The organism is Gordonia humi, assembly GCF_014197435.1.
Classification (GTDB): domain Bacteria; phylum Actinomycetota; class Actinomycetes; order Mycobacteriales; family Mycobacteriaceae; genus Gordonia; species Gordonia humi.
The window spans coordinates 968,939-982,191 of sequence record NZ_JACIFP010000001.1 but is presented as its reverse complement, the minus strand read 5'-3'; the positions used below and the strand labels follow the sequence as shown (position 1 = coordinate 982,191).

At 68.4% G+C, this 13,253-nt stretch carries 14 protein-coding genes; 7 read left to right on the top strand and 7 right to left on the bottom strand.

Going from position 1 to position 13,253, the window contains the following annotated elements; genetic code table 11:
- The first annotated feature begins 139 nt into the window (after window positions 1–139).
- From BKA16_RS04405 to BKA16_RS04395, 3 genes are read left to right on the top strand one after another with little or no spacing between them, the layout of a single operon-like run.
- The gene (locus BKA16_RS04405; protein WP_183369528.1) at window positions 140–1,288 is read left to right on the top strand and encodes an acyl-CoA dehydrogenase family protein; all 1,149 of its coding nucleotides are present in this window, start codon (window positions 140–142) and stop codon (window positions 1,286–1,288) included.
- A gap of 26 nt (window positions 1,289–1,314) precedes the next feature.
- Window positions 1,315–2,403, top strand: coding sequence for an acyl-CoA dehydrogenase family protein (locus BKA16_RS04400; protein WP_183369527.1), 1,089 nt, complete (start codon window positions 1,315–1,317; stop codon window positions 2,401–2,403).
- Window positions 2,400–3,632, top strand: coding sequence for a CaiB/BaiF CoA transferase family protein (locus BKA16_RS04395; RefSeq protein ID WP_183369526.1), 1,233 nt, complete (start codon window positions 2,400–2,402; stop codon window positions 3,630–3,632). The genes BKA16_RS04400 and BKA16_RS04395 overlap by 4 nt, the downstream gene beginning before the upstream one ends.
- Here BKA16_RS04395 and BKA16_RS04390 read toward each other — a convergent pair.
- Window positions 3,573–4,265 carry a cysteine hydrolase family protein gene (locus BKA16_RS04390; protein WP_183369525.1) on the bottom strand — a complete coding sequence of 231 codons (693 nt, stop codon included), beginning with the start codon at window positions 4,263–4,265 and terminating at the stop codon, window positions 3,573–3,575. The genes BKA16_RS04395 and BKA16_RS04390 overlap by 60 nt on opposite strands.
- A 4-nt stretch (window positions 4,266–4,269) precedes the next feature.
- Window positions 4,270–4,692: a PaaI family thioesterase gene (locus BKA16_RS04385; RefSeq protein ID WP_183369524.1), complete on the bottom strand. Its 423-nt coding sequence runs from the start codon at window positions 4,690–4,692 to the stop codon at window positions 4,270–4,272.
- Window positions 4,693–4,780: 88 nt separating this feature from the next.
- Between BKA16_RS04385 and BKA16_RS04380 the strand changes: the two genes are divergently transcribed.
- On the top strand, window positions 4,781–5,245 hold the full coding sequence (locus BKA16_RS04380) for a winged helix-turn-helix transcriptional regulator (protein WP_183369523.1): 465 nt from the start codon (window positions 4,781–4,783) through the stop codon (window positions 5,243–5,245).
- A 1-nt stretch (window position 5,246) separates the two neighbouring features.
- Here the strand turns inward: BKA16_RS04380 and BKA16_RS04375 are convergent, their stop codons facing one another.
- The 5 genes from BKA16_RS04375 to BKA16_RS04355 are packed head-to-tail and all read right to left on the bottom strand — an operon-like array spanning window position 5,247 to window position 10,017.
- Complete coding sequence (locus BKA16_RS04375) at window positions 5,247–5,729, bottom strand: DoxX family protein (protein WP_183369522.1); 483 nt, start codon at window positions 5,727–5,729, stop codon at window positions 5,247–5,249.
- A gap of 56 nt (window positions 5,730–5,785) precedes the next feature.
- Complete coding sequence (locus tag BKA16_RS04370; protein ID WP_343067276.1) at window positions 5,786–7,486, bottom strand: ABC transporter permease; 1,701 nt, start codon at window positions 7,484–7,486, stop codon at window positions 5,786–5,788.
- The gene (locus BKA16_RS04365) at window positions 7,483–8,523 is read right to left on the bottom strand and encodes an extracellular solute-binding protein (RefSeq protein WP_183369521.1); all 1,041 of its coding nucleotides are present in this window, start codon (window positions 8,521–8,523) and stop codon (window positions 7,483–7,485) included. The genes BKA16_RS04370 and BKA16_RS04365 overlap by 4 nt, the downstream gene beginning before the upstream one ends.
- Window positions 8,520–9,509 carry an ABC transporter ATP-binding protein gene (locus BKA16_RS04360; protein ID WP_343067275.1) on the bottom strand — a complete coding sequence of 330 codons (990 nt, stop codon included), beginning with the start codon at window positions 9,507–9,509 and terminating at the stop codon, window positions 8,520–8,522. The genes BKA16_RS04365 and BKA16_RS04360 overlap by 4 nt, the downstream gene beginning before the upstream one ends.
- A 40-nt stretch (window positions 9,510–9,549) precedes the next feature.
- Window positions 9,550–10,017: a DUF2231 domain-containing protein gene (locus BKA16_RS04355; RefSeq protein WP_183369520.1), complete on the bottom strand. Its 468-nt coding sequence runs from the start codon at window positions 10,015–10,017 to the stop codon at window positions 9,550–9,552.
- A gap of 52 nt (window positions 10,018–10,069) precedes the next feature.
- Here BKA16_RS04355 and BKA16_RS04350 point away from each other — a divergent pair, with 52 nt between their 5' ends.
- From BKA16_RS04350 to BKA16_RS04340, 3 genes are all read left to right on the top strand, one after another.
- A complete protein-coding gene (locus tag BKA16_RS04350) occupies window positions 10,070–10,846 on the top strand; it encodes a TSUP family transporter (protein WP_183369519.1) in 777 nt (258 codons plus the stop codon).
- A 60-nt stretch (window positions 10,847–10,906) separates the two neighbouring features.
- On the top strand, window positions 10,907–11,629 hold the full coding sequence (locus tag BKA16_RS04345; RefSeq protein ID WP_183369518.1) for a VIT1/CCC1 transporter family protein: 723 nt from the start codon (window positions 10,907–10,909) through the stop codon (window positions 11,627–11,629).
- Window positions 11,630–11,763: 134 nt separating this feature from the next.
- Window positions 11,764–13,248: an HNH endonuclease signature motif containing protein gene (locus BKA16_RS04340; protein ID WP_183369517.1), complete on the top strand. Its 1,485-nt coding sequence runs from the start codon at window positions 11,764–11,766 to the stop codon at window positions 13,246–13,248.
- Window positions 13,249–13,253: the final 5 nt, after the last annotated feature.

The following is a 13,253-nucleotide window of genomic DNA, read 5'->3' as shown; positions in this document are numbered from 1 at the left end:
AGCATGCGGCGCCCGATCATCGTCCCAGTCGATGCGTTGACCGTCCCGCCGCTGTGAACTACTCTACACGAGTTACGTATTTACGTAGAGGATCACTTATAAACGTAGGCGATCAGCGTCACGAGGAGACGAGACCCCGATGCCCACACTGATGCCCGCCGCCGTGCGGGAGACTCCGGAACTGATCGACCTGCGCCGCCGTGTGCGCGAGTTCATCGCCGCCCGACGCGACGCGGGCGAGTTCACCCCCACCGTCGACACCTGGTTGAGCGGCTGGGACGTCGCCTTCACCACGGCGCTCGCCGAGCAGGGCTGGCTCGGCATGACGATCCCCACCGAATTCGGCGGACACGGCCGCACCTTTCTCGAGCGGTTCGTCGTCACCGAGGAGCTCCTCGCCGCGGGAGCACCTGTCGCCGCCCACTGGATCGCCGACCGCCAGGTGGCGCCGACCATCCTGCGCTACGGCAGCGACGCCATCAAGCAGGCGTACCTGCCGCGCATCACCGCGGGCCAGATGTTCTTCGGCATCGGCATGAGCGAACCCGACTCCGGGTCGGACCTGGCGAGCGTCCGCACCCGCGCCGAGAAGGTCGACGGCGGATGGCGTGTGCACGGCACCAAGCTGTGGACCTCGGGCGGGCACGAGGCGGACGCCTTCATCGCACTGGTGCGGACCGCCCCGGTCGAGGAGGTGCCCGGCGGACGCCCGAACCGACACGCCGGACTGAGTCAGCTGCTCGTGAAATTGAAGGATCCGGGCGTCGAGATCCGCCCGGTGATCTCGGCCAACGGTCTGCACCACTTCAACGAGATCCACCTCGACGGTGTGTTCGTCGCCGACGACCACGTGATCGGCGAACTCGGCGACGGCTGGAAGCAGGTCACCTCGGAACTCAGCTTCGAACGCAGCGGGCCCGAACGATTCCTGTCCACGTACGGACTCGTCGACGAGATCACCCGGAACGACGAGGTCGACATCGACGACGCCGAACTCGGTCGTATCGTCGGACGGCTCGGCGGACTGCACCAGATGTCGCTCTCGGTGGCGACCGCCCTGCAGAAGGGCGAGGCCGCCGACGTACCCGCGGCCCTGGTCAAGGTGCTCGGCACGTCACTCGAAGGAGACATCGCCGACGTCGCCGACCTTGCTCTGCCCGCGGGGGGCACCGGTGCGGTGTCGATCCTCACCCGACGCGCGGTGACGCAGCGTCCCGGATTCACCCTGCGCGGCGGAACCAACGAGATCCTGCGCGGCGTCATCGCCCGCGGGCTGGGCATGCGGTGAGCCGGAACAGCGAAGGAGACACTCCCATGAACGATCAGACTCTGCAGACCGCCGCCGCCGACGCCGATCTGGTGCAGATGATGCGCGACGTCCTCGACGGTGATGTGACCGATCGGCTCACCGCCGCGGGGAGCGGTGTCGTCTTCGACGAGGCGCTGTGGACCCAGCTCGCCGAACTCGGTCTCGTCGCGCTGACGACGCCGGAGAAGGACGGTGGCTCCGGTGCGGGACTTCTCGAAGCGGCCGCCCTGTACAGCGAGGCCGCCGCGAACGCACGGCATCTTCCGCTGATCGAGACGGACCTGCTCGCCAACTGGCTGCTGGCGACCGCCGGACTGCCCGTCGGCGACCCGACGACGCCGCGCACCGTCGCCGTGCTCGACGAGAGCGGTCATGCCGCCGCGGTGCCGTGGCTCGGCGGCGCACGGTCGGTCGTCATCGTCCGCCGCGGCGGCGGCTCCACGACGGTCGTCGACGTCGAAGCGAGCGCGCTGGGCGCCGTCGCCGACATCGCATCGGTGCCGACGAACTCCGGCCAGCCGCGCGCCGACCTCGCGCTGACCGGCGAGCTGCCCGCCGGAGCCGAACTCGCCGACGCCGACGCCGTGCTCGACGAGCTGGCGTTGCGCGGAGCCCTCGCCCGAGCCGCACAGTGCGCGGGTGCGCTACAGAAGGCCGTCGACCTCGCCGTCGAGCACACGAGTGTCCGCATCCAGTTCGGCCGGCCGCTCGCCAAGTTCCAGGCCGTTCAGCAGTTGGTGGCCGACGCCGCCGCCGAATCGGCGCTGGCCCGAGCCGCCGTCGACGCCGCGGTGTCGGAGGCGGCGGCCGAGGGGCTGCGCGATCCCGCGGCCGCGACGAAGATCGCCGTCGCCCGGTCGTGCGCCGGGCACGCGGCATCGGTCGTCGTCCGGAACACCCATCAGGCGCACGGCGCGATCGGCACCACACAGGAGCATCCGCTGCACCTGTTCACGCTGGCCGCCCTCGACTGGCGCAGCGAGTTCGGCACCACCCGGGCATGGGACCGAGCACTCGGGGCGCTGGTCCGGGCCGCTCCGACGCAGCTGTGGCCCGTCGTGATCGGTCAGGCGGAGCGGGCGGCACGCCGATGAGCACGCTCCCACTCGACGGGGTCCGCGTCCTGGACCTCTCCACCGTCTTCATGGGCCCGTACGCTACCCAGGTACTCGCCGAGTGGGGCGCCGACGTCATCAAGGTCGAGTCGCCGAAGGGCGATCAGGTCCGCGGTATCGCCGATGACGCCGGCACGGGAGTCGGACCGGTGTTCGTCAACGCCAACCGGGGCAAACGCTCGATCGCGCTGGACCTCAAACAGCCCGAAGCCACGTCGATCCTGCATCGCCTCGTCGCGGAGGCGGACCTGTTCGTGCACAACATCCGGCCGCCTGCCGCCGCTCGCCTCGGCATCACCTTCGAGGATCTGCACGCGATCAATCCGCGTCTGGTGCACTGCGGCTTCCGCGGGTACGCGCGGGGCGGACCGCTCGCCGACCAGCCGGCCTACGACGATGTCATCCAGGCGTCGAGCGGCGTCGCGACGGCCCAGGCGGTGAACGGGGCCGAGCCCGCGTACTGGCGTTCCGCGGCCGCGGACAAGGTGATCGGACTCTACGGCGCGGCCGCCGCCTGCGCAGCGTTGCACGCCCGCGACGTGTCCGGGGTCGGACGCGCCGTCGAGGTCCCGATGCTCGAGGGCATGGCCTCGTTCATGCTGCTCGACCGCCAGGGCGGCTGGATCCCCGACCCGCCGACCGGGCCGACCGGTTACGTCCGCACCGACTCGCCCAACCGACGCCCGTACGCGACGAAAGACGGGCACCTCGCAGTGATGGTGTACGCGGACAAGCACTGGACGTCGTTCTTCGATCTCATCGGACGCCCCGAACTGAATGACGATCCACGGTTCTCCGACATCCGCGGACGGACCGCGCACGTCGACGATCTGTACGCGCTGCTCGCCGAGGAGATGGCCACCCGGACGACCGCCGAGTGGTCGGCGGCGTTCGCGTCCGCCGACATCCCGCACGGCCCGGTGAACTCGATCGAGGACCTGTTCGACGATCCGCAGCTCAGCGCCTCGGACTTCTTCGCACCGGTGGAGCAGCCCGGACTGGGATCGGCGCGTCTGGCGCGTCCGCCGATCGATCACGCCGCGGCGGGTGAGGAGTTCGAACGACACACACCCCGCCCCGCCCCGCTCCTGGGACAGCACAGCCAGGAGATCCTGGCCGAACTCGGCTACAGCGCTGACGAGCGCCGGTCACTGGTGGCGGCCGGCATCGTCGTCGCGACAGACGTCGGTGTGCCCACCCACCGCTGACACAGACGCGGACCGCCCGATCGCCCCCGTGACCTCGTCCACCGTCGCGGACCGCACCCCGATCAGCTCCAGATCGGCGATCCGCTCGGCCGTGGTCTGCGACGTCGCATCTGTCACCAGCACCGTCCGGTAGTCGCGTTCGGACGCGTCGAACAGCGTGGCGCGCGGGCAGTTCGGCAGATTGCAGCCGGCGACCACCACGGTGTCGACGTCGGCTCCCCGCAGCAGCGCGTCCAGGCGGGTCCGATAGAACGCCGACCAGCGCGGTTTGTAGAGCGCGTGATCGACGTCGCCGAGTCGCTGGACCCGTCCCGACCTCAGCAGATCCCAGTCGAGGTCGACGACGGCGGGCAGCAGTTCGTCGGGTATCCGCGCGCCCGGTGTTCCCGGTTCGACTGCGGCCTCGCCCGCCTCGATCGCGGACCGACGGACCACGTCGACATCGCTCTCGCCCGCGGCGTACGACCGCACGACGTGAACGATCGGCCGCCCGGCCGCCCGGAACGACGACGCGAGCCTGGCGATCGTCGGCACCACGTCGGCGGTGCCCGGGACGGAGTCGACGAAGTCGCGCTGCACATCGATGATCACCAGGACCGCCGTCGGCCAGTGCGGATCGAGGTAGTCGGTCATGGACTCATTCTGGCAGCGGAACGTTCTGCAGTCGCAGTTGTCCGCGGGCCAGGGTCTTACCGCTCGCGGCGTCGGTGATCTCCACGAGCCACAACTGCTGGATCCGACCCTGTTGAATCGGCTCGGCGAGGACCGTCGCGCGGCCGCCCTTCGACGGACGCAGGAAGTCCGTCGCATTGTGGACGCCGACCGCGAACTGCCCGCGATCGACGACGGCGGCGCTCGCACCGATGCTGCCCGCGCTCTCGACGATGGTGGCGTACAGGCCGCCGTGCACCACACCCCACGGTGTGTGGTGCCGCTCGCCCAGGTCGACGTGGCCTTCGACCCTGGTTCCGGTCGCGACGGTGACGATGAAGCCGGCCGCTTTCAGGAATTCGCTCGCGGTGTCCGGCCCGAGGTCGGGCAGTGCGGGGGTGTCGGTCATGATCGGTCTCCCATCATCTGGCTTCTTGATTGGAAGTTAGATGAACGAGGAGCTGGCTGTCAATACACGAGCCAGATACCATGGCCACATGAACTGGCTCGACTACGACACCGAGAACTGCTCGGTGCAGCGAACGCTCGACGTGATCGGCGACCGCTGGAGCGTCTTGATCCTGCGCGAGGTGTTCAACGGCATCCGTCGATTCGACCAGATCAGGCAGCACACCGGCATCTCCGACTCGGTCCTGGCCAACAGGCTGCGTCGCCTCGTCGACGACGACGTGCTCCGCGCCGTCGACTACGCCGAACCCGGCGCGCGACGCCGCAAGGAGTATCGCCTCACCGATGCCGGACTCGATCTCCAGCCGGTGTTGCTGTCACTCCTGGCGTGGGGCGATGCGCACCGCTCCGACCCGAGCGGACCGGCCCTTCAGATCGGCCACGACGGCTGCGGCGCACACGTGCACCTGGAACTCCGCTGCGACGACGGCCATCGCATCACCGACCCGAGTGCCGTGCACGCCGAACCGGGTCCGGGGGCACGGCGCATCTGACCTATTCCCCGACCACCGCCAGCCTCCGATCGCCGCTCGCCGCCCGCGGCTGCGGCTGCGGCTGCGGCCGACCGCGTCGCCACACCACCGACTCGAGCGCGAATCGGCCCGGACCCAGAAAGACCAGCAGAAGCAGAGCCCAGCAGAACAGGGTCGCGGACTCCCCGTCGTTCTGCACGGGCAGCAACCCGTCGCCCTGATGCTTCCAGAAGTAGGCGACGGCCATCGACCCCGCACCGAGAAGAGCCGCGGTCCGGGTGCCCCACCCGACCATGACCAGTAGACCGCCGACGAACTCGATGACACCCGCATACCACGACGGCCAGGCGCCGATCTGCGCCGTCTCACCGCCGTGCGAGGTCAGGAACCAACCGAACAGTGTCGACGCACCATGACAGAAGAACAGGAATCCGACGACGATCCGAAAGGCCGCCAGCCCCCACGCGGACCAACCGTCGACGCTCTTCGTAACTTTGGTAAGCATTACCTAATTATGCACACGAGGGTCGTCCGTTCAAGGGATAGCGTCTCGGTTCCGCGTCACCCGACCCGCGCCGCGGCCATGCGTCGTCGCCACCACTCCAGGACGACGAGCACCACCGTGGAGGTGAGGACACCGACCACCGTCATCGCCATCGCCTCCGGCCGGTTCCCCTGATCGAACTCAGAAAGAATCCACGGCGACACCAGCTCGAGCGAGGCCGGCCGCAGCAACGACGACGCCACCACCTCACGCAACCCGAACAAGAAACCGAGGAGCCAACCGGCGACGATCCCCGGCGCCATCAAAGGCACCACGATGTGCCGCATCGTCTGCCACGACGACGCCCCGGCCGCAGCACTCGCCTCCACCAAACCGTCACCGAACGACATACGCGAGGACTTGATCGACTGCAGAACCAACGGCAGCATGATCACCGTGTAGGCCAGAACAATCATCCACACAGAGTTGTACGGGGTCACCGGAAGCCAGGGCGCATTCCACAGGAAGATGAAGCCGATGACCAGCACGATCGTCGGCACCGTATCCGGCGCCACACCCAACAGATCCACGACACGACGCAACCCGGGCATCGCGGGGGACTTCGACCGGGCAACCGTCATGACGCTGACGTACGCGAGCACGAAGACCGTGGCGGCGGTCGCGGCGACCGCCGCCAGGACCGCGCTGTTCTCCAACGCCTCGAGTCCCTTCCCCGGCTGCAGGACACGAGTGAAGTAGTCGAAGGTGAGATTGCTCAGGTTCAACGGACCCGAGCGCAGGACCGTCATCGCGCCGATGATCACCGCGACGAACGGCACCACGACCGACACCAGGAGGACCACGGCGATCCACGGGTAGCCGACCAGCCGCCAACGGCCGCCGCGAACCAACACCCGACGCCCGGTCCGCGCACCCAGCGGCACCTCCCTACGCGCAACCCACTGCTGCAGACCCCACACCGTCACACCCATACCGAGCAACACCGACGCGAACGCCGACGCGCGCGGGAAATCGAGCGGATCGATCGTCACGTCCCGATAGATCTCCGACACCAACACCGGAAAACCGATGCGATTACCCAACGTGATCGGTGTACCGAACTCGGCACACGCCCGCAAGAACACCACCAACGCACCCAACGCGAACGTCGGCGTCATCAACGGCGACGTGACCCACCGCAGACGCTGACCCCACGACGCCCCCGACACCTCAGCAGCCTCATCACTCGACGCCGACATCGCATCGAACCGATTGCGCAACAACAGATACAAGAACGTGAACAACTCACACGCCATGATCGCAGCCATCCCGACCGGAGTGTTCAGGACCGCACGGACCCCGTCACCGACCCACGTCCCGAGCCAGCGATCGGCCAGACCGTCGACACGAGTGAAGTCCATCCAAGCCAACGCCGCGACATACGGCGGAGTCATGAACGGCACCATCACCGCGACATCGACCCACCGCTTATCACGCATCGGCGTCCACGACATGAGATACGCCAACGGCGCGGCCATGACCGTGGCGATCACCACCACGAGCACACCCAGGAGCACCGTGTTGCCGATGACACGCAGATTGTCCGCATCGGCGAGGGCACCCAGCGCCGACGGGCTCCCGTCATAACCGATCACCGCGCGCACCAGCACCGCCACGAGCGGAGCCGCGACAGCGATCGCGAGGATCACCGCGAGAGCGAGCACACCCCGACCGCCGACACGACCGCGCCGACGCTGCGGTGTACGGATGGAGTTCACCGCGTCAGATACCGCTTCGTGAACTCGGCGAGCACGTCGCCGCCGATCTCGGTGATCTGGTCCCAGGTGAAACTGAGCCGTTCGATGTCCTCGTACGGGCGGACACCGGGTGCGACGGCGACGTCGCTGCGTCCCGGGATCATCTTGTGCGCCGCCGAGATCTGCTCCCCCTGCACCGACATCATGAAGTCGACGAACGCGGCCGCGGCCGCCGGGTTCTCGGTCCCGCGGAGAATCATGACCGGCCTCGGCGTGACGGTGGTACCCGAAGACGGCGACACCACCTGGAGCGGTTCGCCCTTGTCGATCGCCGTGTACGCGGAGTAGTCCACACCGCCGAGGACCACCGCGTGCGAACCCGCGGTCACATCATCGAGCGCGGGACCGTTGGCACCCTGCACCGCGAGCCCGTTAGCGAAGAGCTCGTCGAACAGCGCCCACGTCTTGTCCCGTCCGTGGCCGGCGACCATCGCCGCGATCAGATCGCGAGCCGTGCCCGACTCCCGCGGATCGGGCATGAGGACCTTGCCCCTGAACTCGGGCGCGGCCAGATCGGACCAGTCCTTCGGCGTCGACGGCGCGACCTTCGTGTTCACGACCAGCGCCAGCGCCGAGCCGTCCCGACCGACGAACTGATCGTCCGGTCCGGTCCAGTCGTCGCGGACCGCGGCGGCGTCGGGCACTCGGTGTTCCAGGAGACGACCGGCCGCGGCGTACTTCGCGGCGGGCGCCCAGGATGCGAGGTAGACGACGTCCGCGCGCGGGTTGGCCCACTCGGCATCGAGTTTGGCGGTCAGCTTGCCGGTCTCGGCACCGAAGACGTCCACCTTCACGCCCGTGGCCTCGGTGAACGCGTGTGCGAGATCGTCGGTGAGCTTCTGCGGATTCGCCGAGTAGAGAGTCAGTTCCCCGGAGAGTCCCGGCGGCGGACTCCAGGTCGCGTCGACCTCCGCGCCGGGCAGCGGCGGCGCCGACCCGCAGGCGGCCAGCACTGTCGCCGCCACCACGACCGTCGCCCATGTCCACCCGCGTCTCATCGCAGGATCATCTCCCCGGTGTCGACGGCCAGCCCGATCGACGATCCGGGCGCGTGACGCGAGGGAGTGCGAAGCAACCACGGCCCGTCGACGCCGCCCACATGACAGGTCACCTCGAACGTTCCACCGACGTACACACTGCCGTCGACGACGCCGGTCAGATCGGTGTCGTCGACGCCGACGACGCGTACGGCCTCGGGGCGGACCGCACCGCCGGACGGCAGATCGTTCACCGGCCCCAGGAACTCGGCGACGAATCGGTCGGCCGGATGCCGGTACAGGCGCTCCGGCTCGCCGATCTGCACGATCGACCCGTCGTTCATCACGACCACCCGGTCGGACATCGCCATGGCCTCGGTCTGATCATGAGTCACGAACACGGTGGTGAGCGCCAGCGCGGTGACCAGATCGCGCAGTTCCGCGCGCAGCCTGGTCCGCAGGGCGACGTCGAGCGCGGAGAAGGGTTCGTCGAGCAGCAGCACTCCGGGCCGGGCGACTACGGCGCGGGCGATCGCGACCCGCTGCTGCTGACCACCCGACAATTCGTGCGGCGACTTGTCGGCGGCCCCGGCGAGGTCGACGCGGTCGAGTATCGCCGCCACTCGCTCCGCGGTCTCGGTGCGTCCGACGCCCGCGACCTTCAGCGGAAAGGCGACGTTGCCCGCGACCGTCAGGTGCGGCCACAGCGCGAGATCCTGGAACACCATGCCCAGCCCTCGCCGTCGGACTCCGACGTCGACGCCTGTCTCGGCGTCGAACACCACCCGGTCGCCGAACGCGACACGACCGGCGTCGGGGTGCTCCAGGCCGGCCAGACACCGCAGCAGCGTCGATTTCCCACAGCCCGACGGACCGAGCACCGATACGAACTCCCCCGCCTGAATGTGCAGGTCGACGGGAGCGAGCCCGGTGTCGTCGGCGAACCGCCGGGTCAGTCCGTCGACGTCGACGCTGATCCCGTCGAGGTTCGGACTGGGCACAGGCACGTGTACGAGGGTAGTCGGCCCGGTCCGGCGATCGATCCCCTCAGCCGCCCCAGACGGCGTGCGCTCCGGTGTCTCCCGCCCGATAGACGAGGTATACGGCGGCGATCGACGCGGCCACGCCGAGGACGCGAGCGACGACGTCCACCGCCGTGAGCACCGACGGTGACAACGGGAGGCGACTCGTCGCCCACGACGCTCCGGACAGGTACAGCAGTGCGGCGGCGCCGAACAGGCATCCGGTGCCGATGATGACGACGTCTCCTGCCGAGGCGTGTGTCTCGATCGCGGGCGAGGATCCCAGCGTGTGTTCGAGGTCTTCTCCCGCCGTCGTCGCGATCGGGGTGACGATCAGTCCGAGGAGTGCGAGGACCGCCGGAAGCGGCCCCATCCAGGCGCGGGCCCGCGGCCACAGTGCGGCGACGATCACTGCGAGCGCGGTGAGTGGGACGAGGACGACGACGAGATGTACGACCAGTGGATGCAACGGCAGCCCGTTGGTGGTGTTCATGGCGTATGAGAGTAGGCCGGGTTCCTTGAGGCCCGCTGGGTAATCTGTGGACGTGGACCTGCCAGACCTGCCGCTGTTGACCTTATTGGCGGGCGGGGCGCTCGTGGCCGGCTGGATCGACGCCGTCGTCGGTGGTGGAGGTCTGGTTCTGATCCCGTTGCTGCTCATCGCTTTTCCGCAGGCGGCCCCGGCCGTCGCGCTCGGTACCAATAAGTTGACCGCGGTCTGGGGCACGGCGACGGCGGCCGTCCTCTATCTGCGGCGGGTGCGGGTGGACCGTCGGCTGCTGGCGATCGGGGTGCCGATCGCCGGAGTCGCCGCGGTCGGCGGCGCACTTGCCGCGTCCGCGGTCAGTTCGGATGTGATGCGACCGTTCGTGATCGTCGTGATGGTGTGCGTCGGCGTCTTCGTGACGCTGCGACCGCAGTTCGGCGCAACGCAGGAGTCGACGACTCCCGTCTCCCGGCCGAGGTTCGTGGTGGCGCTCTGCGTCCTCGCCGTGATCGGCTTCTACGACGGTGTGTTCGGCCCCGGCACCGGAATGTTCCTGATCATCACCCTGACCGCGCTGCTTCATCAGAGCTATCTGCAGTCCTCGGCGATGGCGAAGGTCGCGAACAGCGCCACGAATCTCGGCGCGCTGGCGGTGTTCGCCACACAGGGACACGTGCTGTGGCTGCTCGGTGTGATCCTCGCGGTGGCGAACGTCGTCGGCTCGGTGCTCGGCTCCCGGCTGGTCCTGGGACGCGGCACCGCGATCGTTCGGTACGCGCTGCTCGTCGTCGTAGTCGTGATGGCGGTGAAACTCTCCTACGACCAGTTCTCCTAGGCGACGCACCCTAGCCTGACCTTCGTTGCCGGACATGGTGTTCCCGGCGAGAATGACCGCATGAGCACCGACGTCGACGCGACTCACGCCGATGAACCACACACGTCCGGCCTCGCCAATCGCCTCAACTGGCTGCGCGCGGGCATGCTCGGCGCGAACGACGGCATCGTGTCGACGGCGGGCATCGTCGTCGGCGTCGCCGCGGCGACCACCGAACGCGGATCGATCTTCACCGCGGGGATCGCAGGGCTGGCCGCCGGTGCGGTGTCGATGGCGCTCGGCGAGTATGTGTCGGTGAGCACGCAACGTGACACTGAGGCTTCACTGCTGGCGAAGGAGAAGTGGGAACTCGAGAACGATCCCGACGACGAGTTGGACGAACTCGCGATGATCCTGACGGCGAAGGGAATCAACGAGGAGACCGCGCGGGACGCGGCGCGCGAGCTGACCGCACACGACGCGTTCACCGCGCACGCGCAGCTCGAACTCGGCATCGATCCCAACGATCTGACGAACCCGTGGCAGGCGGCGGGCTCATCGGCGGTCTCGTTCACGGTCGGTGCGCTGCTTCCGCTGATCGCGATCCTGCTGCCGCCCGAGACCTGGCGAGTTCCGGTGTGCTTCGCCGTGGTTCTCGTGGCCCTCGCGTTCACCGGCGCTCTGGGCGCCAAGCTCGGCGGCTCCCGCATCCCGCGCGCGACGATCCGCATGGTGATCGGCGGCGCACTCGCCATGGCCGTCACCTATGGGATCGGGGCGGCGTTCGGCCAGGTGGTGGGGTAAGCAGGATCTAGACCTGTCTGCACCGCTGACCGCCTCATCCCACCAGCGCACGAATGGAATTGTCAGAGGCTCTTGTTAGTGTGTGGTCAAAGGTCGAAAAAGGCTATGACCAGCACTTACAGGAGGTGAATCCGATGACCGAACCCACCCACGACGGCCCGACACTCCCGGATTCACCCGCAGCTCTCCTCGCGCTCGCCGAGGCCGCGTTCGCCAAACTCAACAACACCAAGTTCGCCGCCCTCACCGGCGACGACCTCCTCGCCGCCGCCGAAACCAACGAACGCATCCGCAACCGCCACGAAGCCGCCACCACCTCGCTGATGATCGAAATCAACGACCAGTACGCCTTCCACACCCGCGGTTTCCAAAACATACAGAAATACATGACCACCGGCCTCCGGGTGGGCGCACCCGAAGCCAACACCCGCATGAAACTCATGTTCGCCACCGGGGAATTCCTCGGCATCGGCGGCCAACGACTCCCTGCCCGTTTGGCGGCCACCGCCCACGCCCTGCGTGAGGGCGGCATCAACCGGGCACACGTCCGCACTATCGCCGACGTGATCGACAAGATTCCCGCCGCGATCGACACAGACACCGTCACCACCGCCGAAGAACACCTCGCCGCCGCGGCGCGCACACTGTCTCCGGACGGAGTCCGCACAGTCGGCGAGCGGCTCCTGGGTCACCTCGACCCCGACGGGGACCTCACCGACGACGGTGACCGCACACGCACGCGCGGTTTCACCGTGGCCCCGCACGATGCCCGGTTGATGTCCAAACTCCGCGGATCGCTGACTCCAGCGGTGCGGGCCAAACTCGACGTCGTCCTGACCGCGTGGGCCGCGCCCGGGATGAACAACCCCGACGATGAAACACCGGTGTTCGGGGCCGTCGACCGGGACGGCATCGATGCCGACGCCCTGGCCGCAGCGGTCGAGCGCGATACCCGCAGCACCGCCCAACGCAACCACGACGCGCTGGCCGCGATGCTCGACGTCGTGTTGGGACATGGTGCGCTCGGCCGGCCGGATCGGATTCCGGCCGAGCTGGTCGTGACCGTCACCGACCAGGAGTTGGCTGCCGAGGCCGGTCTCGCGTATACGGCGACCGGGGCGCGGGTTCCGGTGAAGGATCTGGTCGAGGTCGCCGCCCACGCGACCCCGCACCTGGCCGTGTTCAAAGGCCATACCAGCGAAATCCTTTACCTCGGGCGGGGTAAACGGTTGGCGTCCAAGGCGCAGCGGCTGGCGTTGTTCGCCCGTGATCGCGGGTGCTCGGCCCCTGAATGTGATGTCCCGTTCTCCCGGACCGAAGCCCACCACGTCACAAGGTGGGAAGACGGCGGGACGACCGACATCGTCAACCTGGGTGCGGCGTGCGGTAAGCACAATCGGGCCGAGGGGAAGGGACCCGGGAAATGGGAGACGGGCATCGTGCACGACGGCCCGGATACCGGGCGCGTCGGATGGCGACCGTCCGGATCGACCCGCCCGTGGCAGGTCAACCCACTCCACCACGTCGGGCAGGAACCGGAGTTCCTGCCCCATGGTCCACCCCGCGGCTCGGGTTCGGCCGTCGAAGCGCTCCTGGCGACGCTCCTCGACGCCGCCTGACCCGA

What these genes read in the sequence shown, in the direction of transcription:
- BKA16_RS04365 (WP_183369521.1), bottom strand. Translation starts at nt 8,523, where the DNA reads ATGAGACGCGGGTGGACATGGGCGACGGTCGTGGTGGCGGCGACAGTG.
- BKA16_RS04390 (WP_183369525.1), bottom strand. Translation starts at nt 4,265, where the DNA reads ATGACCGACTACCTCGATCCGCACTGGCCGACGGCGGTCCTGGTGATC.
- BKA16_RS04405 (WP_183369528.1), top strand. Translation starts at nt 140, where the DNA reads ATGCCCACACTGATGCCCGCCGCCGTGCGGGAGACTCCGGAACTGATC.
- BKA16_RS04345 (WP_183369518.1), top strand. Translation starts at nt 10,907, where the DNA reads ATGAGCACCGACGTCGACGCGACTCACGCCGATGAACCACACACGTCC.
- BKA16_RS04340 (WP_183369517.1), top strand. Translation starts at nt 11,764, where the DNA reads ATGACCGAACCCACCCACGACGGCCCGACACTCCCGGATTCACCCGCA.
- BKA16_RS04400 (WP_183369527.1), top strand. Translation starts at nt 1,315, where the DNA reads ATGAACGATCAGACTCTGCAGACCGCCGCCGCCGACGCCGATCTGGTG.
- BKA16_RS04395 (WP_183369526.1), top strand. Translation starts at nt 2,400, where the DNA reads ATGAGCACGCTCCCACTCGACGGGGTCCGCGTCCTGGACCTCTCCACC.
- BKA16_RS04355 (WP_183369520.1), bottom strand. Translation starts at nt 10,017, where the DNA reads ATGAACACCACCAACGGGCTGCCGTTGCATCCACTGGTCGTACATCTC.
- BKA16_RS04385 (WP_183369524.1), bottom strand. Translation starts at nt 4,692, where the DNA reads ATGACCGACACCCCCGCACTGCCCGACCTCGGGCCGGACACCGCGAGC.
- BKA16_RS04375 (WP_183369522.1), bottom strand. Translation starts at nt 5,729, where the DNA reads ATGCTTACCAAAGTTACGAAGAGCGTCGACGGTTGGTCCGCGTGGGGG.
- BKA16_RS04380 (WP_183369523.1), top strand. Translation starts at nt 4,781, where the DNA reads ATGAACTGGCTCGACTACGACACCGAGAACTGCTCGGTGCAGCGAACG.